This window comes from Paenibacillus sp. BAC0078, from assembly GCF_054483875.1.
This window is the reverse complement of sequence record NZ_JBTLRW010000021.1, coordinates 41,929-66,010: the sequence shown is the minus strand read 5'-3', so window position 1 is coordinate 66,010 and position 24,082 is coordinate 41,929. Positions and strand designations below refer to the sequence as shown.

General features: G+C 48.8%; 21 protein-coding genes. 20 read left to right on the top strand and 1 reads right to left on the bottom strand.

Annotated features, from left to right (window positions below):
• Positions 1 to 117 precede the first annotated feature (117 nt).
• From ACX1DY_RS26685 to ACX1DY_RS26650, 8 genes are all read left to right on the top strand, one after another.
• Complete coding sequence (locus tag ACX1DY_RS26685) at positions 118 to 1,140, top strand: LacI family DNA-binding transcriptional regulator (protein ID WP_458967212.1); 1,023 nt, start codon at positions 118 to 120, stop codon at positions 1,138 to 1,140.
• 105 nt (positions 1,141 to 1,245) lie between these two features.
• Positions 1,246 to 1,590 carry a cupin domain-containing protein gene (locus ACX1DY_RS26680; protein ID WP_458967211.1) on the top strand — a complete coding sequence of 115 codons (345 nt, stop codon included), beginning with the start codon at positions 1,246 to 1,248 and terminating at the stop codon, positions 1,588 to 1,590.
• Between the two features lie 145 nt (positions 1,591 to 1,735).
• Positions 1,736 to 1,906, top strand: coding sequence for a hypothetical protein (locus ACX1DY_RS26675; protein WP_458967210.1), 171 nt, complete (start codon positions 1,736 to 1,738; stop codon positions 1,904 to 1,906).
• Positions 1,907 to 2,242: 336 nt separating this feature from the next.
• Positions 2,243 to 2,776, top strand: a complete 534-nt coding sequence (locus tag ACX1DY_RS26670) for a GNAT family N-acetyltransferase (protein ID WP_458967239.1) — start codon at positions 2,243 to 2,245, stop codon at positions 2,774 to 2,776.
• A gap of 262 nt (positions 2,777 to 3,038) precedes the next feature.
• Positions 3,039 to 3,677, top strand: a complete 639-nt coding sequence (locus ACX1DY_RS26665) for a glycoside hydrolase family 11 protein (protein WP_458967209.1) — start codon at positions 3,039 to 3,041, stop codon at positions 3,675 to 3,677.
• Positions 3,678 to 3,818: 141 nt separating this feature from the next.
• On the top strand, positions 3,819 to 4,691 hold the full coding sequence (locus ACX1DY_RS26660; protein ID WP_458967208.1) for a formylglycine-generating enzyme family protein: 873 nt from the start codon (positions 3,819 to 3,821) through the stop codon (positions 4,689 to 4,691).
• Between the two features lie 163 nt (positions 4,692 to 4,854).
• The gene (locus ACX1DY_RS26655; protein WP_458967207.1) at positions 4,855 to 6,033 is read left to right on the top strand and encodes an MFS transporter; all 1,179 of its coding nucleotides are present in this window, start codon (positions 4,855 to 4,857) and stop codon (positions 6,031 to 6,033) included.
• Positions 6,034 to 6,045: 12 nt separating this feature from the next.
• Positions 6,046 to 6,606, top strand: a complete 561-nt coding sequence (locus ACX1DY_RS26650; RefSeq protein WP_458967206.1) for a MerR family transcriptional regulator — start codon at positions 6,046 to 6,048, stop codon at positions 6,604 to 6,606.
• Positions 6,607 to 6,663: 57 nt separating this feature from the next.
• On the opposite strand, the gene ACX1DY_RS26645 is transcribed toward ACX1DY_RS26650, so the two are convergent.
• Complete coding sequence (locus tag ACX1DY_RS26645) at positions 6,664 to 7,545, bottom strand: LysR family transcriptional regulator (RefSeq protein WP_458967205.1); 882 nt, start codon at positions 7,543 to 7,545, stop codon at positions 6,664 to 6,666.
• Between the two features lie 99 nt (positions 7,546 to 7,644).
• Between ACX1DY_RS26645 and zwf the strand changes: the two genes are divergently transcribed.
• From zwf to ACX1DY_RS26585, 12 genes are all read left to right on the top strand, one after another.
• A complete protein-coding gene (gene zwf, locus ACX1DY_RS26640; protein WP_458967204.1) occupies positions 7,645 to 9,156 on the top strand; it encodes a glucose-6-phosphate dehydrogenase in 1,512 nt (503 codons plus the stop codon).
• 39 nt (positions 9,157 to 9,195) lie between these two features.
• Positions 9,196 to 9,864 (top strand): fructose-6-phosphate aldolase, encoded by a 669-nt coding sequence (gene fsa, locus ACX1DY_RS26635; protein WP_458967203.1) that lies wholly within the window; start codon positions 9,196 to 9,198, stop codon positions 9,862 to 9,864.
• Positions 9,865 to 9,904: 40 nt separating this feature from the next.
• Entirely contained in the window at positions 9,905 to 11,320 is a 1,416-nt protein-coding gene (gene gndA, locus ACX1DY_RS26630; protein WP_458967202.1) for an NADP-dependent phosphogluconate dehydrogenase, read from the top strand.
• A gap of 206 nt (positions 11,321 to 11,526) precedes the next feature.
• A complete protein-coding gene (locus ACX1DY_RS26625) occupies positions 11,527 to 12,000 on the top strand; it encodes a VOC family protein (RefSeq protein WP_458967201.1) in 474 nt (157 codons plus the stop codon).
• Positions 12,001 to 12,190: 190 nt separating this feature from the next.
• Positions 12,191 to 13,570: an amino acid permease gene (locus ACX1DY_RS26620; protein WP_458967200.1), complete on the top strand. Its 1,380-nt coding sequence runs from the start codon at positions 12,191 to 12,193 to the stop codon at positions 13,568 to 13,570.
• A 154-nt stretch (positions 13,571 to 13,724) separates the two neighbouring features.
• The gene (locus ACX1DY_RS26615; RefSeq protein ID WP_458967199.1) at positions 13,725 to 16,112 is read left to right on the top strand and encodes a GH36-type glycosyl hydrolase domain-containing protein; all 2,388 of its coding nucleotides are present in this window, start codon (positions 13,725 to 13,727) and stop codon (positions 16,110 to 16,112) included.
• Positions 16,113 to 16,243: 131 nt separating this feature from the next.
• On the top strand, positions 16,244 to 17,470 hold the full coding sequence (locus ACX1DY_RS26610) for a GGDEF domain-containing protein (protein WP_458967198.1): 1,227 nt from the start codon (positions 16,244 to 16,246) through the stop codon (positions 17,468 to 17,470).
• 711 nt (positions 17,471 to 18,181) lie between these two features.
• The gene (locus ACX1DY_RS26605; RefSeq protein ID WP_458967197.1) at positions 18,182 to 19,918 is read left to right on the top strand and encodes a peptide-binding protein; all 1,737 of its coding nucleotides are present in this window, start codon (positions 18,182 to 18,184) and stop codon (positions 19,916 to 19,918) included.
• A 117-nt stretch (positions 19,919 to 20,035) separates the two neighbouring features.
• Entirely contained in the window at positions 20,036 to 21,007 is a 972-nt protein-coding gene (locus tag ACX1DY_RS26600) for an ABC transporter permease (RefSeq protein WP_458967196.1), read from the top strand.
• On the top strand, positions 21,004 to 21,984 hold the full coding sequence (locus ACX1DY_RS26595; protein ID WP_458967195.1) for an ABC transporter permease: 981 nt from the start codon (positions 21,004 to 21,006) through the stop codon (positions 21,982 to 21,984). The genes ACX1DY_RS26600 and ACX1DY_RS26595 overlap by 4 nt, the downstream gene beginning before the upstream one ends.
• Complete coding sequence (locus tag ACX1DY_RS26590) at positions 21,951 to 22,967, top strand: ABC transporter ATP-binding protein (protein ID WP_458967194.1); 1,017 nt, start codon at positions 21,951 to 21,953, stop codon at positions 22,965 to 22,967. Before ACX1DY_RS26595 ends, ACX1DY_RS26590 begins: the two co-directional genes overlap by 34 nt.
• Positions 22,964 to 23,986 (top strand): ABC transporter ATP-binding protein, encoded by a 1,023-nt coding sequence (locus tag ACX1DY_RS26585; RefSeq protein WP_458967193.1) that lies wholly within the window; start codon positions 22,964 to 22,966, stop codon positions 23,984 to 23,986. Before ACX1DY_RS26590 ends, ACX1DY_RS26585 begins: the two co-directional genes overlap by 4 nt.
• Positions 23,987 to 24,082 lie beyond the last annotated feature (96 nt).

Below are 24,082 nucleotides of genomic sequence, written 5' to 3'. Positions count from 1 at the left end.
CCTCACCTCCCTTCCGGGAGATTAGCCGACCGCCCTATTAAGCCTTCCATTGCTGCCAATGATTATATCACGTAGATAGGTAATTTGGATAGATTTGGTTTTCCGGGAGGATGAAAGATGGTAGTCACAATGAAGGAAGTGGCGGAGCGTGCAGGGGTGTCCAAGAGTACGGTTTCGCAGTTTCTGAGCAAAAGATACAACTATATGAGTCTGGATACCAAGCGGAGGATCGAGCAGGCGATTGAGGAGCTGAACTATATTCCCAATGAGGTGGCCCGCAGCCTCAAGCATAAGAAGACGTACATTGTGGGCGTGATTTCTTCCACCATTCTATCGAAATTCACAACAGAAATTGTGCGGGCAATAGAGGATGAATGCCAGCTCAAGGGAATCCAGGTTATAATCTGCAACACCGACGACGATTCGCTCAAGGAAAAAAGTTACGTCCAGTCGATGATCGCGCGGCAGGTGGACGGTCTGATCATTTTCCCGACGGAAGAGAATAAGAAGCTGTATGCTTCCCTTGTGAAGAACAGGTACCCTTTTGTATTTGTTGACCGGAAAATCGACGAGATTAGCGTAGACACGGTGCTGCTGAGTAATGAGAAAGCCAGCGAGCTGGCCGTGGAAACCTTCGTTCAGCATGGTCATACGAACATTGGAATGGTTACATTCCCTTTGGGCAAAAAAACAATCACCACCCGTATTGAGCGGCTGTCCGGCTACCGGAAGACGATGGAGCATTATGGGCTGCCAGTTAATGAAGACTATATCAAAAGCGGCAGGCTGGAGGAGATGCCGGCGCTGCTTGCAGAACTGTTCCACATGGACAATCCCCCCACTGCACTCATCGCCACCAATGATATGATTCTGGAGCAGGTGCTGATCTATGCCAAAAACAACCGCCGGACTATCCCGGAGGATTTCTCCCTGATCGGTATTGATGATGTATCTTTTGCAGCTTTGTATAGTCCGCCGATTACTACGATCTCCCAGCCCACCTTCGAGATGGGGAAGAGAAGCGCCCGGCTTCTGCTGGACAAAATTGACCGGAGGGAACAGGAACAGGAGGAGACGTCCGAAATTATCCGTTTGAATCCGGCCCTTAACCATAGAGAATCTGTACGGCGATTGAATTAAAAAAGAAAGTCATCAGCGGCTTCTGCATCCGGGTTGTATATCGCTGGGGCAGGTGTTAAGCTGTTAATAGTGCATTACTAAATCGATTTAGTGGAGGGATCATTCATGTTTTTTAAAGACCAAGACATTCAAACTGATACCGTCGATAGCAATACCACCCGCAAGGTTCTGGCACACAGCGAACAGCTCATGTATACCAAAGTGATGTTTGCCAAAGCCCAGCAGGGCGAGATTCCACTCCATAAGCATGTTCATGAACAGGTCACCTATGTGCTGAAGGGAAGCTTCCGGTTCATGATCGACAACGGCGAAACCAAGGATGTGCAGATCGTCAAGGAAGGCGACAGCATCCACTTCCCGTCCGATGTGCTGCATGGCTGCATCCCGCTGGAGGATGACGGCATCCTGCTGGATGCTTTTACCCCGGCGCGTGCGGATTTTTTGAAGTAATAAGAAGAGAGTGAACAGGCAAGTGTGAGAAAAACATGCCGAACCGTTTGGTCAGGAGTAGAAGCTGATGAAATGGCCGGCGTGTTTTTTATTTTCCAGCAGGGTGGATCATATGATAGATTAGGTGGCAGAAGGGGGGATGTGTATGTTTGTAATTGAGGTGAGAGAGGAAAGGCGGAGTTGGATCTCGGGTATTTTTGAAGATGAAGTGGAAGCTGATGTCTATATGAGGCAGATCCCTTCCGAATTGAGCTCAATCCAACGCAAGGTTCCTCTTCATGAAATCCAATATCCTTTTTATATGATTGAGAATTAAAGAATTTTTAGATGGCCTGAGGCTGGTTGAGGATGAGGACTGGGTCTATTTTAATTTGTACTACATCACTGGAGACTTCAAACCTAGCATTCCAGGAACCGATTACATGGGGATTATTAAGCATCTTCATATTGATAACCGTTTTATGCAACACTACAAAACCTTTGGAAAAGACATATTAATAAGAAACAATATGGCTTAGGGCGAAATGCAGCGGCCAAAGCACACGCTCAGGCAAAACTTCCAGCCTAAGGAGACATCTATATGGACCAACAAGAAGCATGGAAACAACCTGCTGAAGACCCTTCCGCACCCCGCGAAATTTCAATCAGAGCAATGATTGCAGAAGATCAAATTCGCAGGATGGACATTGAGGATTCTTTTACCGTGGATTCGGTGCTTGTCCTGTCATTCAAGGAGAATCAGTTCAGCTATACAGTAAAAGACATTCCAAGCTATGAGAAGCGATATATGGAGGATCGCAGTGAACCTGAAGACACAACTGACTATTCGGGATATATCAACAGCCCGGATCAAGCGGTTTATTTGGCATTTGCGAAGCAGCAGGCCGTAGGTTATATCATGTTAAAGAAAAATTGGAACAATTATGCGCTTATCGAAATGATCCAGGTGGATAAAAGGTTCAGAAGGCACAGGGTTGGCAGTCAATTGATGGAGCAGGCCAAGCGCTGGGCACTGGAGCGGGGGTTGCCCGGAATTATGCTGGAGACGCAGAGCAACAACGTTAGGGCCTGCAGGTTCTATGAGAAATGCGGGTTTGTGATAGGCGGTTTTGATCTCTGTGTGTATCGAGGGATTCAAGAGGTTAGTGAAGAGGTTGCGGTGTACTGGTATCTGTATTTTGAATAATGATATGCAGCTTCAGGAATTGTTCTCCAACTTTTCCTAGTGACACGGAGTTCCTGTAACCACGGTTCACCCTGGAACTTTATAAAAGTAAGTGAGAAAATCCAGGTAAAAGCTTTAATTTAGCAAATTGAAATGTATGCGCTTACTTACTATAATTTGCTATATATAGTATTTGACAATGAAAGGGAGGGATTCATAGAAGGTAATATTCAAGTGGTATGTAGGTAAGCAGTGAGAAACAAAAAAATTTAGGAGGTTGGATATGTTTAAGGTGAACAAGAAAATCATGACGTTAGTTATTGCAGCTTCAATGAGTTGTTTAAGCTTGTTTGCGGCAACTGCAAATGCAGCGACAGACTACTGGCAAAATTGGACCGATGGTGGAGGCACAGTAAATGCTGTCAACGGATCTGGTGGAAACTACAGTGTTAACTGGTCGAATACCGGGAATTTTGTTGTCGGAAAAGGCTGGACTACCGGATCACCAACCAGAACAATCAACTATAATGCTGGCGTCTGGGCGCCTTCGGGCAATGGGTATTTGACTCTCTACGGGTGGACGAGGAACTCACTCATTGAGTATTACGTCGTTGATAGTTGGGGCACTTATAGACCTACTGGAACGTATAAAGGCAACGTGACCAGTGATGGAGGCACATATGACATTTATACGACTACACGATACAACGCACCTTCCATTGACGGCACACAAACTTTCACCCAGTTCTGGAGTGTAAGGCAGTCGAAGAGAGCGACCGGGAGCAACGCCGCTATCACTTTTAGCAACCACGTTAACGCATGGGCTAGTAAAGGAATGAATCTGGGGAGTAGCTGGGCTTACCAGGTGTTAGCGACAGAGGGATACCAAAGCAGTGGAAGCTCTAACGTAACGGTGTGGTAACCGGTGACTTAACCACTTGATATTTGCTAAGGCTGCCCGGTCTCACAGCCGGCGGCCTTATTTATTCCAAGAAACGATACAACCTACATACTACTTGAATTGGCCTATAGCTTGTACTATCAGTTTTAAGGAGATATATCAATGAGAAAGCTATTTGTTTTCCTTTTAGTGGCAATTACGGTTGTTGTCAGCGCATGTTCGCAAGAAAAGGCTAACAGCGTGCAAGAAAATCCTGATAGCTTGCAAGAAAAGTCTGAACCCTTTGTATTCGTCAAAGGCGGGGCTTTTATAAACACAAAGTCCAACTACTATGGAAAAGGTGTAACCTTAGCAAATTTCTATATCGCCAAATACGAGGTAACTCAAAAAGAGTGGGTTGAGGTGATGGGAAGTAACCCCTCAGAATTCAAAGGCGACAATTTGCCGGTAGAAAGGGTAAGTTGGTATGACGTTGTTGAGTATTGTAATGAAAGGAGCATAAAAGAGGGCTTAAAGCCTTATTACAATATAAATAAGATCAGAATAGACCCGAATAATAAGAGTGAATACGATAATTTAAAATGGACAGTAACGATCAATGAGGGAGCTAATGGTTACCGATTGCCGACGGAGGCGGAGTGGGAATATGCTGCGGGCGGAGGTCAGATGAGCAAGAGTTACACCTACAGCGGAAGCAATAATGCAGATGAAGTAGCATGGTATTGGAAAAATGCTGGAGATAAATACTTATCAGGAGAATGGAACTGGCCTATTATAGAAAACAACCATAATAAAACAAAACCTGCCGGTGACAAGAAGCCCAACGAGTTAGGACTTTACGATATGTCAGGCAATGTAAGAGAGTGGTGCTGGAACTGGTACGGAGACTTGGATAGTAACAGCGGCTCCTTACGGGTTCTGAAGGGCGGCGGTTGGATGGGCGACGTCAGCAGCAGCGAGTTGTCTTATCGGGGCAAGTTCGAGGCGAATGGCCAGGGTCCTGACCAAGGTTTTCGTGTGTGCCGGGGCGAGTAAGTATTGAACAAAAATGTATAACGTCTTTCCTTAAGCAGCGCTTCTCCAACTCCCGGAGCAGCGCTGCTTTGCTATGTCAAGGGCTGGGCAATTCAGGATTGACCTGTCTATAGCTTCATAGTTTATCTTTGCAGATGAACAATCTTATTACCGGGAGGTCTACATGAATAAAATTAATATCAATCGAAATCTGTTTCTATTATTATCAGGTCAGCTTATTTCGCAAATGGGAGATAAATTCTATTCCCTTGCGCTTGCCTATTGGGTTCTGCAGACTACGCATTCTCCATCGCTGACGGGCCTGATGCTGTTTTTCTCTATGGCCCCCGCAATCGTAACCGGATTGCTGTCCGGGGGGATTATTGATTTTTTGAACAGAAAAAAACTAATGGTTACTATTGATATTATCAGGGGGCTGGTTGTCTTCATGTTAGTCATCGCCTATGAAGCAGGTGTGCTTAATGTGGCGATCATCCTTACTGCTCAGGTCATTCTATCCATCTGCTCTGCATTTTTTGATCCTACAGTTCAGGCGGTCATTCCGCAGATCGTCAAGGAAGATGAATTGATCAGCGCCAATGCCAAAAGCCAGTTTGTTGGCGGTGTTGCCCTGGTCGCAGGCCCATTGCTAGGCGGTATGTGTGCAGCTTTGCTTGTGCTTGAGCCTGCTTCAAAAGCAAAGCCTGGAAACAAAAAAATCAGGGAAAATATCCTGGATGGCTATAAATACATCTTCAAAAATAGGAGTATAATTTTAATTGTGAGCGTTATTGCTATTTTGCACTTTTTTGTAGGCTCCGTTCAGGTGATCATCCCCGTATTTGCAGTGACTTTGAAGGGAGATGGTGCACAAAATCTCGGAATTCTTGAGTCCTTTTACGGGGCAGGGGTTATTCTTACAGGGGTAGTGCTAAGCTTGAAGAGCATAAATAAACATGAACACAAATTTATGTACGGTGGCATCTGCTTTATCGGTCTGGTCTATACGTTATTTGGTATTGTAAGTCGTTCGGGTGTAAATCATGTTCTCCCCTATTTTTTCATATTTTGCGCAATGAGCGCTGCAGTTGTTGTCATCAGCACCTGTTATCGCGCTATTCTGCAGAAAAAGGTTGAGAACGAAATGGCGGGAAGGGTCTTCGGCATTATTGGTTCTATTGGTAATTTCACTTATCCGGCTGCAATGCTTCTGTTCGGCATCTGGTTGGAGCGGTTCAATTATGGCCTGTTGTTGATGTTCTGTGGAACGATCATTATTATTCTGGGTTTCGGGTTACTCATGCTCGACAGACGGAGTACTACGGGTTCTGTTAGGGCATTTACTTTTATCAAGAAAAGATGAGGTGAGGTGTGCATGACAGTATCTGTGAGCAAAGTTGCAGCCCAATTCGGAATTTCCAGGAGTACGTTATTGTACTACGACTCTATAAATTTACTCAAACCATCCGCAAGGAATATGGCGGGGTATCGGTTGTATAGCGATGCAGATATGGAACGATTACGCAGAATTTTACTGTTCCGGGACGCAGGAGTGCCTCTGGGCGACATTTCTAATCTTTTAGCTGCCGAGAACCTGGAGGTCACATCATTGCTTTTGAAGAGGATGGGTGAGCTGAACCAGGAAATAGATGCCATCAAACAACAACAGGCTGTAATCATAAAATTATTAGAACATAGTGTTCTCTATAAAAATTTAAAGCATCTTGATGAAAGCACGTGGCTCACCATATTGAATTTGGCCGGGATAAGCAGGGGAACGTCAGATGAATGGCATTCTGAATTTGAAAGGCATTCCCCCTTGCAGCATCAATATTTTCTGGAACTGCTAGGATTCAGTGAAGAAGAGATCCATCATCAAAGAGAGTATTATGAAGGGTTGAATCAATCTCGTGCTTCACTCTTCCCCAAACCGTAAACGGCTACGCTGTCCAGTCAAGGATGGCATAGCCGTTTTATGCTTTTACAAGCCGGCCTACCGGGTAAGCTCAATAAACTTGCTGGCCGCACTCGTCAGCGGCATATTGCGCATGGTCATCATGCCGACCTGGGCAGGGGGAAGCTGCACGTCCAGCTTAATTTCGAAAAGGGAGCCTTCTTCCAGCTCCTTGGATACAAATTCCCGGGTGACGAAGGAGATGCCGAGTCCTTTGCGGGCAAATTCGATCAGCAGGCCAACGCTACCGACCTCGAATGCGGGCTTCAGCTCATAGCCATAGTCACGGAATAAGTCCGTGATCGCCATACGGGCGCGGCTGCTGCGGGAGAACAGGGTGATAGGATACTGGAGCAGCTCCTTGATGGACAGCACCTTTTGGCTAAGCTCAGCAAAGTGGCTGCCTGCAATGAAGCAGTCCTGAAGCTGCAGCCCCTGCCGCACTTCAAGCTGGGGATCGGCGATAGGTATGCGCACTACACCCAGGTCGACTTGCCCTTCTTTTAAATAGGAAATGACTTCCGGGGTGGTTCCGTGGATCAGATGCAGCCGGATGCCGGGATACTTCTGATGAAAGATTTCAATAAAGGGCAGCAGGTAATGCTTGAACAAGGAGTCACTGCCGCCAATCCGCAGCTCGCCGTTGTCGAGATTTTTCAGCTCGGCCATTTTTTTCTCCGCTTGGGTAATCAGGATATGGGACTGCTCAATATAGGAGTATAGTGTGGCGCCTTCCGGTGTCAGATCGACGCCTTTGGAATTCCGGGTAAACAGAGTGAGGCCAAAGCTGTCCTCAAGCTGCTTGATGGCATGGCTGACGCTCGGCTGGGTGATATACAGGGATTTGGCGGCTTGGGTCAGGCTCCCGGTCTTAGCAGCCCAATAAAAAACCTTATACAGCTCAAAGTTGTTCATAGACATGGTCTATAGCTCCTGTAAAATATATTAATTACATGTATGGGTCGTATTTGTATTATAGTGTAACCAGGAAAGATAAACCAGAGTAAAAGGAGAATGGAGATGGAGGCAACTACGTTTGTTTTGTTTGGGGCGACAGGAGATTTGGCCCGAAGAAAAATCTATCCTGCGCTGTATAATCTGTATCTCGACCACAAGCTGCACCATTCATTCTCTGTGGTGGGTCTTGGCCGAAGAGAGCTGGCTGATGAAGTTTTTCAGGCCATGGTTGAGCAGTCGCTTCGGGACTTTTCCCGGCGTGAAGTGGACGGCCCTGAGTCTGTAAGCAGCTTCCTGAAGGCCTTTAGATATCATGTGCTGGATGTAGGGCACAAAGAGGACTATCTCAAGCTTTTGCAGGGAATTGAACAGCAGGAAAAGGGTATGGGCAGTTCGCCTAACCGGATGTTTTATTTGTCCGTCGGCCCTGAGTTTTTTGAGACGATTGCCTTGAACATTAAGGAGAGCGGGCTGGGTGCGGCCAAAGGCTGGAAGCGTCTGGTGATAGAGAAGCCCTTCGGGCATGATCTGCAGTCTGCGCAGGAGCTGAATCTCAAGCTGAGCGAAGCTTTTACCGAGGATGAAATTTTCCGCATCGACCATTACCTTGGCAAACCGATGGTGCAGGAGCTGGATGTGTTCCAGCAGACGAATCCGGTGCTTCATGCGCTGTGGAACAACCGCTACATCGCCAATGTGCAGATTACCGCAGGCGAAACGGTGGGTGTGGAAGAAAGAGCGGGCTATTACGATCATGTAGGTGCGCTCCGGGACATGTTCCAGAACCATATGCTGCAGCTCCTGATGATGCTGGCGATCCGGCTGCCGAAGGACAGTACCGCTGATGAGGTGCGCTTCAAAAAGAAAGAGGTTATGGAAGCTCTTGTGCCGCTGAAGGAAGCAGATGTTAAGTTCAACGTGATCCGGGGGCAATACGCCGCAGGCGCCATTCAAGGCAAGCCGGTCATTGGGTATACCTCTGAGCCAGGCATTGCCGAAGGATCACTTAATGATACATTTATTGCAGCCAGATTGCAGATTGATGATCCTTTTTGGAAGGACGTTCCTTTCTATATCCGAACCGGGAAAAGAATGAAGGAGAAATCGACGCGGATTGTCATCGAGTTCAAAGAGCCGATTAAGATGAACTCTTCAACCACCGAGGATGATATCCCTAATCTGCTGGTGTTCGAGATCAGCCCGAATGAAGGTATCACCCTGCAGCTCAAGGCGAGAGATCCTAAGCACAAAGGAAAATTCAAAGCGATGCACATTGATTTTCATACCAGCCATATTGATGTGCCGGAAGCCTATGAGAACCTGATCTATGACGCGCTGAATGGAGATCCGTCGTTCTTCGCGCACTGGAATGAAGTGGAGCTGTCCTGGAAATGGGTGCAGCCGATCTTGGATACTTTTGCGAAGAATTCGGTTCCTCTGTATCATTATGCTGCGGGTACGTTCGGTCCTGCCGAATCGGATCAATTGCTTGCGAGAGACGGGAATCACTGGTGGTTTGACTCTGCAATTGATGAAGAAAGCGAACTGCTGCTGCCTGATGCTTCAAATTTTTAATATAGCAATTAATTCAACTAAAAATGGAGGATTACGATTATGAAATTTTTTATCGACACCGCAAATGTAGAGGATATTAAAAAAGCATACCAGATTGGCGTATTGTCCGGGGTTACAACCAACCCTTCCCTAGTAGCCAAAGAAGGCGTGAAATTCGAGGACCGCATTGCGGAAATTCTGCGTACCGTTCCTGAAGTGGAATCCGTATCCGCCGAGGTTACACCGGATGCCGTTACCGCTGAAGAGATGATTGCACAGGCGAACGAGCTGATCAAGATCAATAACAATGATAAGAACATTACCATTAAGCTCCCAATGACGCTTGCGGGTCTTGAAGCCTGCCGTTACCTCTCTAAAAAAGGTGTAAAAACCAACGTAACGCTGATCTTCACCGTGAACCAGGCGCTGCTCGCTGCCCGTGCAGGAGCTACCTATGTATCGCCGTTCCTGGGCCGTCTCGATGATATTTCGGAGGATGGTGTGCAGCTTATCGTGAAGGTTGCCGAGCTGTTCCGCATTCATAACCTGGACGCGCAGATTATCGCCGCTTCGGTCCGTCACCCGGACCACGTAACCCGCGTAGCTATGGCTGGCGCGCACATTGCCACCATTCCGTTCAGCGTGATCGAGCAAATCTCCAAGCACCCATTGACTGAACAAGGGCTGGAGAAATTCGCTGCCGACTGGAAGAAGGCACCGCAGGTTTAATACGGTTAATTCACCACATATCAATGGGAGGTTATTGAGGATGGGTAAACAGCAGATTGGCGTGGTCGGCTTAGCCGTCATGGGTAAGAATCTGGCCTTGAATATGGAAAGCAAAGGGTTCTCGGTGGCCTTGTACAACCGTTCTTCGGAGAAGACGGATGAGCTGCTTGCAGAAGCAGCAGGCAAAAACTTCAAAGGCGCTTACAGCATTGAAGAATTCGTACAGTCCCTGGAAACGCCGCGCAAAATCATGATTATGGTCAAAGCCGGCAAGCCGACAGATGATACCATTCAGCAGCTTGTGCCTTACCTGTCGCCAGGGGATATCCTGATCGACGGCGGGAACGCCTTTTTCCCGGATACGCAAAGACGGAACAAGGAGCTGCAGGCTCAAGGCTTCCGCTTTATCGGTGCAGGGGTATCGGGCGGTGAAGAAGGCGCACTGAAAGGTCCGGCTATTATGCCGGGCGGGCAGAAGGATGCCTATGAGCTGGTGGAGCCAATTCTGACAGCCATTTCGGCCAAAGTAAACGGTGATCCTTGCTCGACTTACATTGGTGAAGACGGTGCCGGACACTACGTCAAAATGGTCCACAACGGCATCGAATACGGCGATATGCAGCTCATTGGCGAAGCGTATCAACTGCTGAGGGATGTGCTGGGCCTTACCACCGGGGAATTGCATGAGATTTTCTCGGAATGGAACCGTGGCGAGCTGAACAGCTATTTGATCGAGATTACAGCGGATATTTTCGCCAAGGCAGACCCGGATACAGGCAAGCCGATGGTCGATGTGATCCTGGATTCCGCCGGACAAAAGGGAACAGGCAAATGGACGAGCCAAAATGCCCTCGATCTGGGCGTTCCCCTCTCAATCATTACCGAATCCGTATTTGCGCGTTTCATCTCCGCGATGAAGGAAGAGCGCGTAGCTGCAAGCAAGCGCCTGCAGGGTCCTGCGGCAAAGAGCTTTGACGGCGATGCCAAAGAATTCATTGAAGCGGTCCGCAAAGCGCTGTATGCCAGCAAAATCGCTTCCTACGCCCAGGGCTTTGCCCAGATGCGGGTAGCTTCGGATGAATATAACTGGAACCTCAATTATGGCAGCATTGCGATGATCTTCCGCGGGGGCTGCATTATCCGCGCAGGTTTCCTGCAGAACATCAAGGATGCCTATGACCGCGATCCAGAGCTCAAAAACCTGTTCCTGGACGAGTACTTCAGCAGCGTGGTTCATAACTATCAGGAAGCCTGGAGAGAGGTTGTAGCGGTTGCAGTGAAAAGAGGCATTCCGGTTCCGGCGTTTGCCTCCGCACTGGCCTATTACGACAGCTACCGTTCCGAACGGCTTCCGGCTAACCTGCTGCAGGCGCAAAGAGACTACTTTGGAGCGCATACCTTTGAGCGTGTGGATCAGCCAGGCAGCTTCCATTTTCAATGGATGGACAATAAGTAATAACGGAACCAGCGTTTTCTATTGATCACAATGAAGATAGAAGTCCGGGTGTAAAGCCCCGGGCTTTTTTCTTTTTCAGAACAATCCATTAACAAATCATCCTGTCCGATGCTTTATAATGAAGGAGAACGTTTGAGGATTTCAGCCGGAGGGAACGATAAGAGCAGAGCTTGAATCTACCAAAGAATATTCAGGAGGGACCTGTCATGCCAAAGATTGTTACGAATTTATGGTTTGATACCGAGGCGGAAGAAGCGGCGAAATTGTACACCTCCATATTCAAAAATTCAAAAATCATCAATACGTCATATTTCGGCGAAGGCGGCAGGCGGCCAGCGGGGATGGTGATGACAGTAACGTTTGAACTAGACGGGCAGATGTTCACTGCACTGAACGGCGGTCCGGAATTCACCTTCTCAGAGGCAATTTCTCTGCTCGTCAACTGTGAGGGGCAGGAGGAAGTGGATGAGCTGTGGGAGAAGCTGTCCGAAGGCGGCTCGGAAGGGCCGTGCGGGTGGCTGAAGGATAAATACGGCTTATCGTGGCAGATTTTTCCGACCATTCTGGGGAAGCTGCTGAATGATCCTGACCCTGTAAAAGCGCAAAGAGTCACGCAGGCTATGCTGCAAATGGGCAAGCTGGATATTGCTGCTCTGAAGCGGGCGCATAGCGGGGAATAGGATGAGCTGATACTTAATTGTTGATGCAAAGGATGCGCGCGATACGCATTCTTTTTTTTGTATTTTTTTGGATGGGGACGATCTCTCCCGCTCTATTGTGTTTCTATGTGAATTAACTTACAATTTTGTAGGGTAATCCTGCAATGCGTTAATGACATAACACGAGACACATACGAAGGGGAGCATTCTTTTGGAGGCAAAGCAACTGACTAGAAGCCTTAAGACACGGCATGTTGAACTGATTGCGCTTGGCGGTACGATTGGGGTAGGGTTATTTATGGGGTCGGCAAGCACGATCAAATGGGCGGGGCCTTCGGTGCTGCTGGCCTATTTGCTGGCAGGAATCATTATGTTTTTTGTCATGCGGATGATGGGTGAAATGTTGATTGTGGAACCGGTTACCGGCTCCTTCGCCACGTTCGCCCACAAGTATATTCATCCCCTGGCCGGCTTCCTGACGGCTTGGAGCTATTGGTTCCTGTGGGTTACAGTGGGGATGGCGGAGGTCACCGCAATTGGAATCTATGTAGGCTACTGGTTCCCGGATATTCCGCAATGGCTCCCGGCTTTGGCAGGTGTAGGGATTATTGCCGCAGCCAATCTGGCCGCAGTGAAGTTCTATGGGGAGCTTGAATTCTGGTTCGCCATAATCAAGGTCGTTGCGATTTCGGTGCTGCTGGTTGTGGGAACAGGGATGATCTTTTTTGGTCTCGGGAATGGAGGACATCCGATTGGCCTTTCGAACCTTTACAGTCATGGCGGATTTTTTGCGGGGGGCCTTAAAGGCTTTCTGTTTGCGCTTTGTATTGTAACTGCGGCCTATCAGGGAGTAGAAATGATAGGGATTACTGCCGGAGAAGCTGAGAATCCGAAGCATACACTGAAAAAAGCGATCAAAAATATCATCTGGCGTATTCTGATTTTTTATGCAGGCGCGATCTTTGTGATTGTCACGATCTACCCTTGGGATCAGGTGGGGGAAATCGGCAGTCCGTTTGTGATGACCTTTGCCAAGGTAGGTATTGTGGCCGCTGCAGGGATTATTAATTTCGTGGTTCTGACCGCAGCTATGTCAGGCTGTAACAGCGGAATCTACAGTGCAGGGCGGATGCTGTATACTCTGGCGAAGAATGGACAGGCCCCGAAATTTTTCGGCAAAGTCTCGAAGGGCGGTGTTCCCCGGAACAGCCTTATTACGACAATAGCCCTCCTGCTTGTGGGGGTGCTGCTCAACTATCTTATGCCGGACTCCAAGCTGTTTCTGTACATTTACAGTGCCAGCATTCTTCCCGGAATGGTGCCGTGGTTTGCCTTGGCAATCAGCCAGTTCAAGTTCCGGGCCAAATGGAAAGAGGAGCTCAGTACACATCCCTTCAAGTCTATGTTCTTCCCGGTCAGCAACTATATCACGATTGTGTTCCTCCTGCTGGTGCTGATTGGCATGTGGTTCAACCCGGATACCCGTACCTCTCTGATTGTCGGAGCAGCCTTCATCCTGCTTGTCTTCATAGGATATTATGTCTTTGGAATGGGCAAAAGCGGGCGCTTGGAAGAGATAGAGAAGGACTAGCCAAAGAATGAACCGCTAGATTTAGTACAATATACCAGATTAGGGACGCGAGCGATTCGTGTCCCTTTTTATTGCGCTATGATTCTATACCCGCTGCACGAAGGTGCTGTATAATTTAGGCATTATAGTTAGTGAATCCGAAGGAGGTACGATGATGATCAGAGCAACAGAAGACAATGAATATGTTGAATTAACAAGCCCGACCCTGCTGCCCAAGGCTTCGGGGTTTCTGTGGAATGAGAAGATGATGATCCACGTGAACTGCCGGGGTTATGCGGTAGCCCAGTTTATGCAGCCGGAGCCTTCGAAATACTCCTATGCCCCCAACCTGGAAGCAAAGACATTTATGCAGCCGGAGCAGCCTTATTATGCGCATCATCCTGGCCGTTTTGTCTATGTGAAGGACGAGGAGAACGGTGAGATTTTCTCTGCGCCTTATGAGCCTGTACGCGTGCATCCCGATAAATATACATTTGCCGTAGGGAAGCATAATATCGTTTGGAGGATTGAACACCACGATATTGCTATCGAAATGACCTTGAGTCTGCCCAAAGACGATGCCCTGGAGCTATGGCGGGTGAAGGTGAAGAATCTCGCAGACCGGAAGCGGAAGCTCAGCATTTATCCTTATTTTACTGTAGGCTACATGTCGTGGATGAATCAGTCCGCAGAGTACAGTGAAGATTTACAGGCGATGGTTTGCTCCGCAATTACGCCTTACCAGAAATATCAGGACTATGCGAAGATCAAGCTGCTGAAGGATAAGACCTTCCTGCTTGCAGAGCAGAAGCCGCGAAGCTGGGAGGCCAGTCAGGAAGCCTTTGAAGGAGAAGGCGGGCTTGCTATGCCATCCGCGATTCAGCAGGAAATACTGTCCCAAGGGGATGCCCGGTATGAGATGCCGCTGTGTGTCCTGCAATACAGCCCTGAGCTGGAGCCTGGAGAAGAGAAGGAGTACCGCTTTATTTTCGGACCGGCTAAAAATGAAGCTGAGATCACGCATATCCGCCAGCATTATTTTCAGAATAGAGCGTCCAGTGGTGAGGATGGTTTTGCTGTAGCTGAGAAAGAATACGGGGAGTACATACGGGAGGGTCGGGGCTGTATTGAGATCAAGACCCCTGACGCGGATCTGGACAACTTCGTGAATCACTGGCTGCCCCGGCAAATGTACTATCATGGGCAGACCAACCGTCTGACAACAGACCCGCAGACCCGCAATTACCTGCAGGATAATATGGGTATGAGCTATATCAAGCCGCAGATGGCGAGAAATGCTTTTCTCACGGCGTTAAGCCAGCAAAATGCAAGCGGTGCTATGCCGGACGGCATTATTCTCCATGAAGCGGCCGAGCTGAAATATATCAATCAGGTTCCGCATATGGACCATTGTGTCTGGCTGCCGATCTGCTTAAGTACTTACCTGGACGAAACGAATGATTATACCGTCCTGGATGAGGTGGTTCCTTTTGCCGGAGGAGGGGAAACGGGGACGGTCTTTGAGCACATTAACCGGGCGATGCACTGGCTGATGGACGCAACGGATGAGCGGGGCTTGAATTATATTGATCAGGGCGACTGGTGCGATCCGATGAACATGGTGGGCTACAAAGGAAAAGGCGTGTCCGGCTGGCTCACGATGGCTTCGGCTTACGCTTTTCTGATCTGGTCGGACATCTGTGGCACAAGCGGACGGCAGGAACTGCGCGAGGAATTTGCCATAGCGGCGGACAAGACGAACGCAGTCATTAATCAGTACTTATGGGATGGCAACTGGTACGCCCGAGGGATTACAGATGATAATGTGGTGTTTGGTATCAGCACGGATACGGAGGGGCGGATCTTCATTAACCCTCAGGGCTGGGCCTTGCTGTGCGGGGCCGCGGATGCATCGCGGCAGCAGAAGCTGATGCAGGCGGTTAAGGAGCAGCTCGAAACCCCTTATGGTCTGGAAAAGCTGGCACCATCCTACACCGCGATGCGCGAGGATGTGGGACGCGTGACGCAGAAGCATCCGGGAACCGCCGAGAACGGTGCGGTATATAATCATGCGGCGGCCTTTTATATCTATGCGCTTTACGCTGTGGGCGAGCCGGATGATGCCTACCGCCTGCTGCGGAAAATGCTCCCCGGACCAGACCTTGAGGACCTGGTCAGACGCGGCCAATTGCCTGTGTTCATCCCCAACTATTATCGCGGGGCCTACAGACAATTTCCGCGTACCGCCGGGCGCTCCAGCCATTTGTTCAACACAGGGACGGTTCCGTGGGTCTACCGCTGCCTGATTGACGGCCTGTTCGGCGTACAGGGGAATGCGGCGGGAATCCGCATTCAGCCGCAGCTTCCAGCACACTGGCAAGAGGCTGCGGTCAGACGTACCTTTAGAGGGGCGGAGCTGCATATTGAAATGAAGCGCGAACCCGGCGTCACCGCTGCAGAAGTATATGTGGACGGCAACCATATCGTAGATGGAAGAGTCACAGATTTGGAGGCGGGCAGGGAGTATAAGGTGCTGGTCAAGCTGCCGCTAGTGAATAGATAAATAGTACATCCCTGCTTGTTCTCTGCCGGAGATAAGCGGGGATTTTTTCTCCGAAGAATAAGCTGGCGGCTTCGAAAAGCCGATAATAATAGGGAGCCAAAGAAAAACTCCATGAAGGGAATTACCACAGCTTGAAGACGACGATCAGAGCAGCCTTTTCCAAAGCAATACCGTTTATCTTAATTGCTGCGGCCTACTTTTTTTATACAAAAACGAAATCAATGACAAGCCAGCAGTTAGAGGTTATCCAAATTTCTCCGTATGTTATTGCCTTTGTGGGGGCTGTGCTGTCCTGGAAGTTTAACCGGAGCCGAGAATTTTATATCCTGATTATCCTTACCATGAGTCTAGCGTTAATTAATGATCTGCCGGAATTCTACGGTACAGCATTGCGGACTGAGGACATTTATACCGTCGTTTGTCTGGTAATTCCTCTGAACATCGCACTGTTCTCCTTTTTCAAGGAAAGGGGCATTTTGAGTTTATGGGGGATGCTTCGATTAGGTGTGATACTCGCGCAATTCTTGCTTTTCGCTTGGCAGATGAAGTCAGGAGCAAGAGAACTCTTCAATCTGTTGAATAAAGACCTAGTGCCTGTAAATCTTTACTCTATGACTCCGATGTCCCAATTGCCGATCATCGTCTTTTTGGTTGCTTTTATTATCCTTATCGCCAGGGCAATCATATACGGATCCTCTTCACAGGATATTTCCTTTACCGGTGTTCTGCTTGCATTGTTTTTTGTACTGCATAATAATAACAGTCCCGTGATGTATGCCATCTTCTTCGGGGCTTCGGTAATTATTCTGATCACTTCAATTATTCAGGATTCATATTCGATGGCTTTTTCGGATGAGCTTACCGGTCTCCCATCACGGCGGGCGCTCAAGCAGGATATGATGAAGCTGGGCTTTAACTACGTGATTGCAATGCTGGACATTGATTTTTTCAAAAAATTCAACGATACCTATGGACATGATACGGGAGATGAAGTACTCAAGCTGGTTGCTTCCACCATCAAGGACGTTACGGGCGGGGGAAGAGCGTTCCGCTACGGCGGAGAGGAATTCACGATTCTTTTTCCGGGAAAAAGCATTAATGACGTCCTTCCCCATCTCGAAGAGCTGCGGGAAAAGATATCTAAACGTCCCTTTACCATACGCGGGAAAAGCAGATCCAAAGGCAAATCCCGAAAAAGCTCCCAAAGCTCAAGGTCCACAAAACAAATATACATAACCGTAAGCATCGGCGTCTCGCAAAAAAATGAAAAGAACAAAACGACGGATAGTGTGATGAAGTCTGCGGACAAGGCTTTATACCGTGCAAAGAAAAAAGGCAGGAACTGTGTTAGTAAATAGGGGGCTCTGAACTGCTTGCTAATGATGATTGAAGCGGGGAGTGGCATGCCTTAGCAGCAGATTGACCGGTAGTTTGGTATGAATATACGGTATACTGAATAAGAGTAAATGGAGAGTAACAAAAGAAAAGCGGGCAGTTCAAAGAGGAAATCTTTGTGACTGTTCGTTTTTTTATGTTGTATTAAAATCCAATATATAGGATAATAACCCGAAGGAAATAAAATCCATGGTGATATTTGCTAGCTAGTATCCATATGATAAATATGACTCTCATAGTTAACTGTTAGTTATATTAATTAACGTATTTTTAACTATTAATAGGTCGAAAGAAAATAGTCTGTGAGCATTATTGGGCGGCCAGGAATTATACACCATTAATTAGAACGAACACTAGGTAAAAAACTAATAAAAAAGTTATTGACGTGAGAATTATTAACATGTAATATAAACCATAATTTATAAGGGAAGGCTAAGCCTCCCAAACAGGTTTTAAGTTTGGCGCTAATTGACCGACGGTCTATTTATGGGATGGTGGTCAAGAAAGCAAGAGAGTTTTCTGTGAGGTATTGTTACATACTTTGGAAGTCGATTGTGAGAAGGTTTTGACTTGCACAAGGGAGGTTGAACAAAGCTTCAACAGAGAGAGCATGAATGCAATGCGGCTTCACTGGCAGCAACATTACACGAACCCACTAAGGAGGAGTAATTTGGATGGCGAAAAAGAAAAAATGGTGGTCTGGTCTGCTTGTTCTATCACTTGTAGGGGTACTATTCACAGGTTGCAGTACGAATGACAGCTCAAGCAATTCACCGAGTGCAACAGCAAGTACTGCTCCGGCTGCGAGCGATGCTGCCGCCTCTTCTGAACCGGCTAAAGATGGACCGGTTGATGGCGGAACCCTCGTAATGAGCACATTCTCCGATATTGTTAATATTAATCCTCTCATGATTAATGATACTTCTTCCGGTGATTTGGCTGAATTCGTATTTGCCAAACTTTACAATCTGGACCGCGAAGGAAACGTAAAGGCAGAGCCTTGGTCTCTGGCAGCGGATGTGCCGGAAATCTCTGCTGATGGATTAACTTATACTGTGAAGCTGAAAGACGGCATCAAATGGAGCGATGGCCAGCCGGTCACTGCAGACGATGTGGTATTTACGGTTGATATGGCGAAGAATCCGGAAACCGGATCGCCGCTTACCAGTCTATTCGACAAGGTAAAGACCGTTGAGAAGGTCGATGACAAGACAGTGAAGTTCACAATGAAGCAAGTGTATGCGCCATTCTTGTACGCCTTGGTTCAGGCCATTGTGCCGTCCCATGTTCTGAAGGATGTCAAGCCGAAAGAAATGCAAACTAATCCATATGGTACCGACCCGGCTAAAACCGTTACAAACGGACCGTGGAAATGGACTTCCTGGAAACAGGGCGACAGCCATACTATGGATGCCGATCCAAACTACTGGGGCGAGGTTAAACCTCATATTGCCCAACTGGTATACAAAATTTATGCAGACCAAAACACCGAGGTTCAAGCTCTCCTGAAGGGCGACACGGACCATATCAGTGCCATTCCGGTTACTCAGGTTGAAGCTGTCAAAGCAAATGACTCTATTGACATCATCCAAAAACCGGGTGCTCAGTATGAATATGTAATGTTCAACTTTGACTCCAAGAACTTCAAAGATAATTATGGGCTATTCGGTGGACAGAAAACCAGACAGGCGATTGCGCATGCACTGAACCGTCAAGGTATGGTCGACAACATTCTGAAGGGTGTCGGCGCGCTGATGAATGCACCGTTCCTGCCAGGAACGTGGGCTGATCCAGGTGATGCAGCAGTCAATTATGATTACAATGCGGAAACTGCGAAGAAGCTCCTGGCTGAAGATGGATGGGTTGCCGGCAAGGATGGCATCCTTACTAAAGAAGGCCACCGGTTCTCATTTGAACTGCAGTACAATGCCGGTAACAGCAGACGTGAGCAAGTAGCCGCTGTTATCCAGCAGAACCTGAAGGAAGTAGGCATTGAAGTTACACCGAAGGCTATCGACTTCGCGGCATGGATCGACCAGAACGTTACACCAGGTAAATTCCAAGCCCTGCTGTTGGCGTGGTCCCTGAACACTCCTGACCCGGATTCAGAGAGCGTCTTCTCCTCCAAGTACTTCCCGCCTGCTGGCCAGAACAGCGGCTGGTATAAGAATGAGAAGCTGGATAAGCTGTGGGTGGATGGATATTCTACCGTTGACCAAGCCAAACGTAAAGAGATCTACAAAGAAGTAGGTAAAGAAATCTCTACAGATCTGCCTTACGTGTTCCTGTATCAATATGGTCAGGCCATTGGTACAGGGCCTAGAGTTCATTGGGCAGACGAAGACGCTCCAGAGCCGTCACTGGGCTATGGACAGTTCTTCCATGCTATCAAATGGTGGGTAACTGACTAAACAAACAGACACAGGAAATAGAATTACGGGAGGGGAAAGAGAATTCTCTTTCCTCTTCTCCTTTTGTCAAAAGGGAGTTCCGGGTTCTATGTCTTACCATCTCTAGGAGGACATTTGATGACAGAATATTTGATCCGCCGCGTATTGCAATCGGTGCTGGTAATCTTTTTGATTACCATTGTTACCTTTCTTCTTATTCATGCGGCCCCAGGAGGGCCGACCCAAATGATGCTGTCCCCTGGCCTTTCGCCGGAAGTCTTCAAGCAGCAAGCACATAATTTGGGCCTGGATAAGCCTATCTATATTCAATATTTCCGCTGGGTCGGCGATCTGCTGCAGGGCGATCTGGGGTATACTTTCAAAAATCATCTGGCGGTCTCCGATTTGCTGTGGCCGCGTATCGGCAACACCTTTATCTTGATGGGGGCAGCTTGGCTGGTGTCTCTGGTCATTGCGATTCCGTGGGGGATCTATAACAGTACCAAGGTGTACGGGTTATCCGACCAGTCCGCATCCTTCATCTCCTATCTCGGTTTTGCAATGCCGACTTTCTGGTTCGGGATCCTGCTGCAGCAGTGGTTCTCTCTGAAGCTGAAATGGTTCCCCTTATCGGATATGCACACACGGGGCAAAGAAGGGGACATCGGGGATTTATTTATGCACCTTGTGCTGCCGATTACCGTTCTGGCCCTTGGTTTTCTGGCGTCTTATATGAAATATTCGAGAGCAAGCATGCTTGAAGTGCTGGATCAGGATTATATCAGAACGGCACGTGCAAAGGGTGTTAAAGAACGCAGGGTCGTTTTCCACCATGCGCTGCGCAATGCACTTATTCCGATTATTACCGTTCTGGGTATGGATCTTCCTATATTGGTTGGAGGGGCCGCATTAACCGAGAGTGTATTCAACTGGCCGGGCATGGGCCGCTGGTTCGTGCAAATGGCGACTCAGCGGGAATATTCAGTACTCATGGCAATAACCATCGTAACGGCGGTTATGGTAGTACTAGGCAATTTGCTGGCAGACATTCTGTATGCGATAGTAGATCCTCGTGTCAAGCTTGGCAAGCAAGGAGGCAAGGCGGCATGAGTATAGAGCAATCACAACTTCCAACTGATCCATTGAAAGCAGAATCCGGAGCGCTTGCGGCAGAGCTTAAAAGACCTCCCGGTCCTTGGGTCATCCTGTGGAAAAAATTCTCGCGCAATCCATATGCTATGAGCGGGCTTTTCGTTCTGCTCTTTTTCATCATCCTGGCGATACTCGCTCCGGCTCTAACCAAATATAAGCCAGACGCTATTGACATGATGTTCCCCAACCTGAAGCCCGGAGCTGAAGGACATCTTTTAGGGACGGACGAACTGGGCCGCGACATTCTCACCCGTCTATTGTACAGTGCGAGAATCTCCCTGGTTATCGGGTTTTCAGTAGCTTTTGCTTCGGTAGTTATCGGTTCGATTGTCGGCGCAATTTCGGGGTACTTTGGCGGTTGGGTAGATACGGTATTCATGCGTATTGTTGACGTGATGAACTCTGTGCCTACACTTTTCCTTAACATTTTGGTGCTGGCCATCTTCGGTTCACAGATTAAGTATATGATCCTCATTCTGGCCCTAACCAGCTGGATGAGCATTGCCCGCCTGGTACGGGGGAATTTTTTGCAGCTTAGAGAGATGCAGTATGTCGAGGCTGCCAGAGCGATTGGGGTATCGAGCTGGGGGATTATTTTCCGGCATCTGCTCCGCAATGCGAGCTTTCCGATTATCGTCAATGCCACTCTGATGGTCGGCGGTGCAATTCTCAGTGAATCGGCATTGTCCTATCTCGGTCTTGGCATTCAGGCTCCGGCCACAAGCTGGGGACTTATGCTCAGCAACGCGCAGGAATTCATGCTGATAGATCCGATGCAAGCCGTTTATCCGGGCCTTTGCATCCTGCTGGTGGTGCTGGCGGTTAACTTTATCGGCGATGGCATTCGGGACGCTCTTGATCCCAGACAGCAAGTAACGAAATCCCGGAGGAGGCTGGACAAATGGCGGAAAAATTACTCGAAATCCGGAAACTGACCACCGGCTTTGTAACAGAGAAGGGGCTGGTTAAGGCAACGGACCATATCTCCCTCACTGTGGATAAAGGCCAGACACTGTGTCTTGTCGGTGAGTCCGGCAGCGGTAAAAGTGTGACCTCGCTCGCAATTATGCGGCTTATTGATTACGCCGGCGGAATGATTCTTGAAGGCAATATTGATTTCCACGGACAGGATCTTGCCGCCAAGAAGCAGGAGGAGATGCGGGAAATCCGCGGCAACCGGATCGCGATGATTTTTCAGGACCCGATGTCTTCACTGAATCCGGTGTTTACGGTAGGTGACCAAATTGCCGAGAGTCTGCAGCTGCACCAGAACAAACCTGCCAAAGAAGCTGCACAAATGGCGATTGATCTGCTGAGGCTGGTAGGTATTCCGGCACCGGAGATCCGGGCGAAGCAGTACCCTCATGAGCTGTCAGGCGGGATGTGCCAACGTATTGTTATCGCAATTGCCCTCGCTTGTAATCCCGAGCTATTGATTGCCGATGAACCTACGACGGCCCTTGATGTTACGGTACAGGCACAAATTCTGGATCTGCTGCGCAAGCTTCAGGCAGAGCTTGGCATGTCCATTCTGCTGATTACGCATGATATGGGCGTGGCTGCAGAGATTGCCGACCGCATCGCTGTAATGTATGCCGGAGCTATCGTGGAAGAAGGCACAGTTGAAGAAATATTTGACCATCCGAGTCATCCTTATACGATTGGGCTGCTGCAGTCCATTCCCGGGTTTGAAGGCGGGCGTGGCGGCGAGCTGTATACCATTAAAGGGACGATTCCGCCGATTGGGCAGCTTCCGACAGGCTGCCGCTTTCATCCGCGCTGTCCGCATGCCATGCAGATTTGCCGGGAGCGGGAGCCGCAGGATTTCATGCTCTCGGAGGATCACCGTGCTGCCTGCTGGCTATTCGGCGACAAACCCGCTCAGGCTGACGATAGAGAAGAGGTGAACCATGCATGAGCACTGAATCAGCAGTTAAACCTATCATTAATGATGTACCTCCCGCCGAGGTGCTGGTAGAGGTAAAGGATGTCAAAAAGTATTTCCCTATCACCAAGGGCTTGCTTAACCGGACGGTTGGTCAGGTAAAAGCTGTGGATGGCGTCTCATTGTCTATCCGCAAAGGAGAGACCTTCGGCCTAGTTGGCGAGTCCGGCTGCGGCAAATCCACCTTCGGGCGGGTATTGCTTCGGCTGCAGAGCGCAACCGGGGGAGAGGTGCTCTTCAAGGGCCAGAATATTCATTCGCTGGGTCATCAGGACATGCGCAAGCTGCGCGAGGATTTGCAGATTATATTCCAGGACCCGTTCGGTTCGCTGAACCCGCGTTTTCTGGTCAAGGATATTATCGGAGAACCGCTGCGGATTCACCGGAACCTCTCGGCCAAGGAGATTGATGCCAAGGTCGTGGAACTGATGGAACTGGTGGGGCTAGATGCTACGCGCCGAAATCGTTATCCGCATGAATTCTCGGGCGGCCAGCGCCAGCGGATCGGGATCGCACGCGCGATTGCCCTGAACCCGCAATTCATTGTAGCCGATGAAGCGGTATCCGCACTCGACGTATCTGTACAGTCGCAGGTCATTAACCTGCTGATGAAGCTGCAGAAGGAGCTTGGACTGACATTTCTGTTCATTGCGCATGGCCTTAACATCGTCCGCCATATCTCGGATCGTGTAGGGGTCATGTATTTGGGCAAGCTGGTTGAGGTGGCAGAGACTGAGGCGCTATTCGCGGCTCCGCTGCATCCTTATACAGCAGCCCTGCTCTCGGCGATTCCGAAGCCGACGCCAAGACGCAAGCAGGAGCGAATTGTCCTGCAGGGGGATGTTCCTTCGCCGGCGAATCCGCCGTCCGGCTGCCGGTTTCACACCCGCTGCCCGATGGCCCAGGACAAATGCCGCCAGCAGGAACCGGTGCTTACGGAAGTGCTTCCTGAGCGTATGGTGGCCTGTCATTTTCCGCTGACAACTTCGTAATATTGCATGAATTACAGCCTTTCCCTTCTCGGGAGAGGCTTTTTTTCTGCCCCGAATGACCGGAACGTGTTCGTCGTGATAAGCTTAAGGCAAACC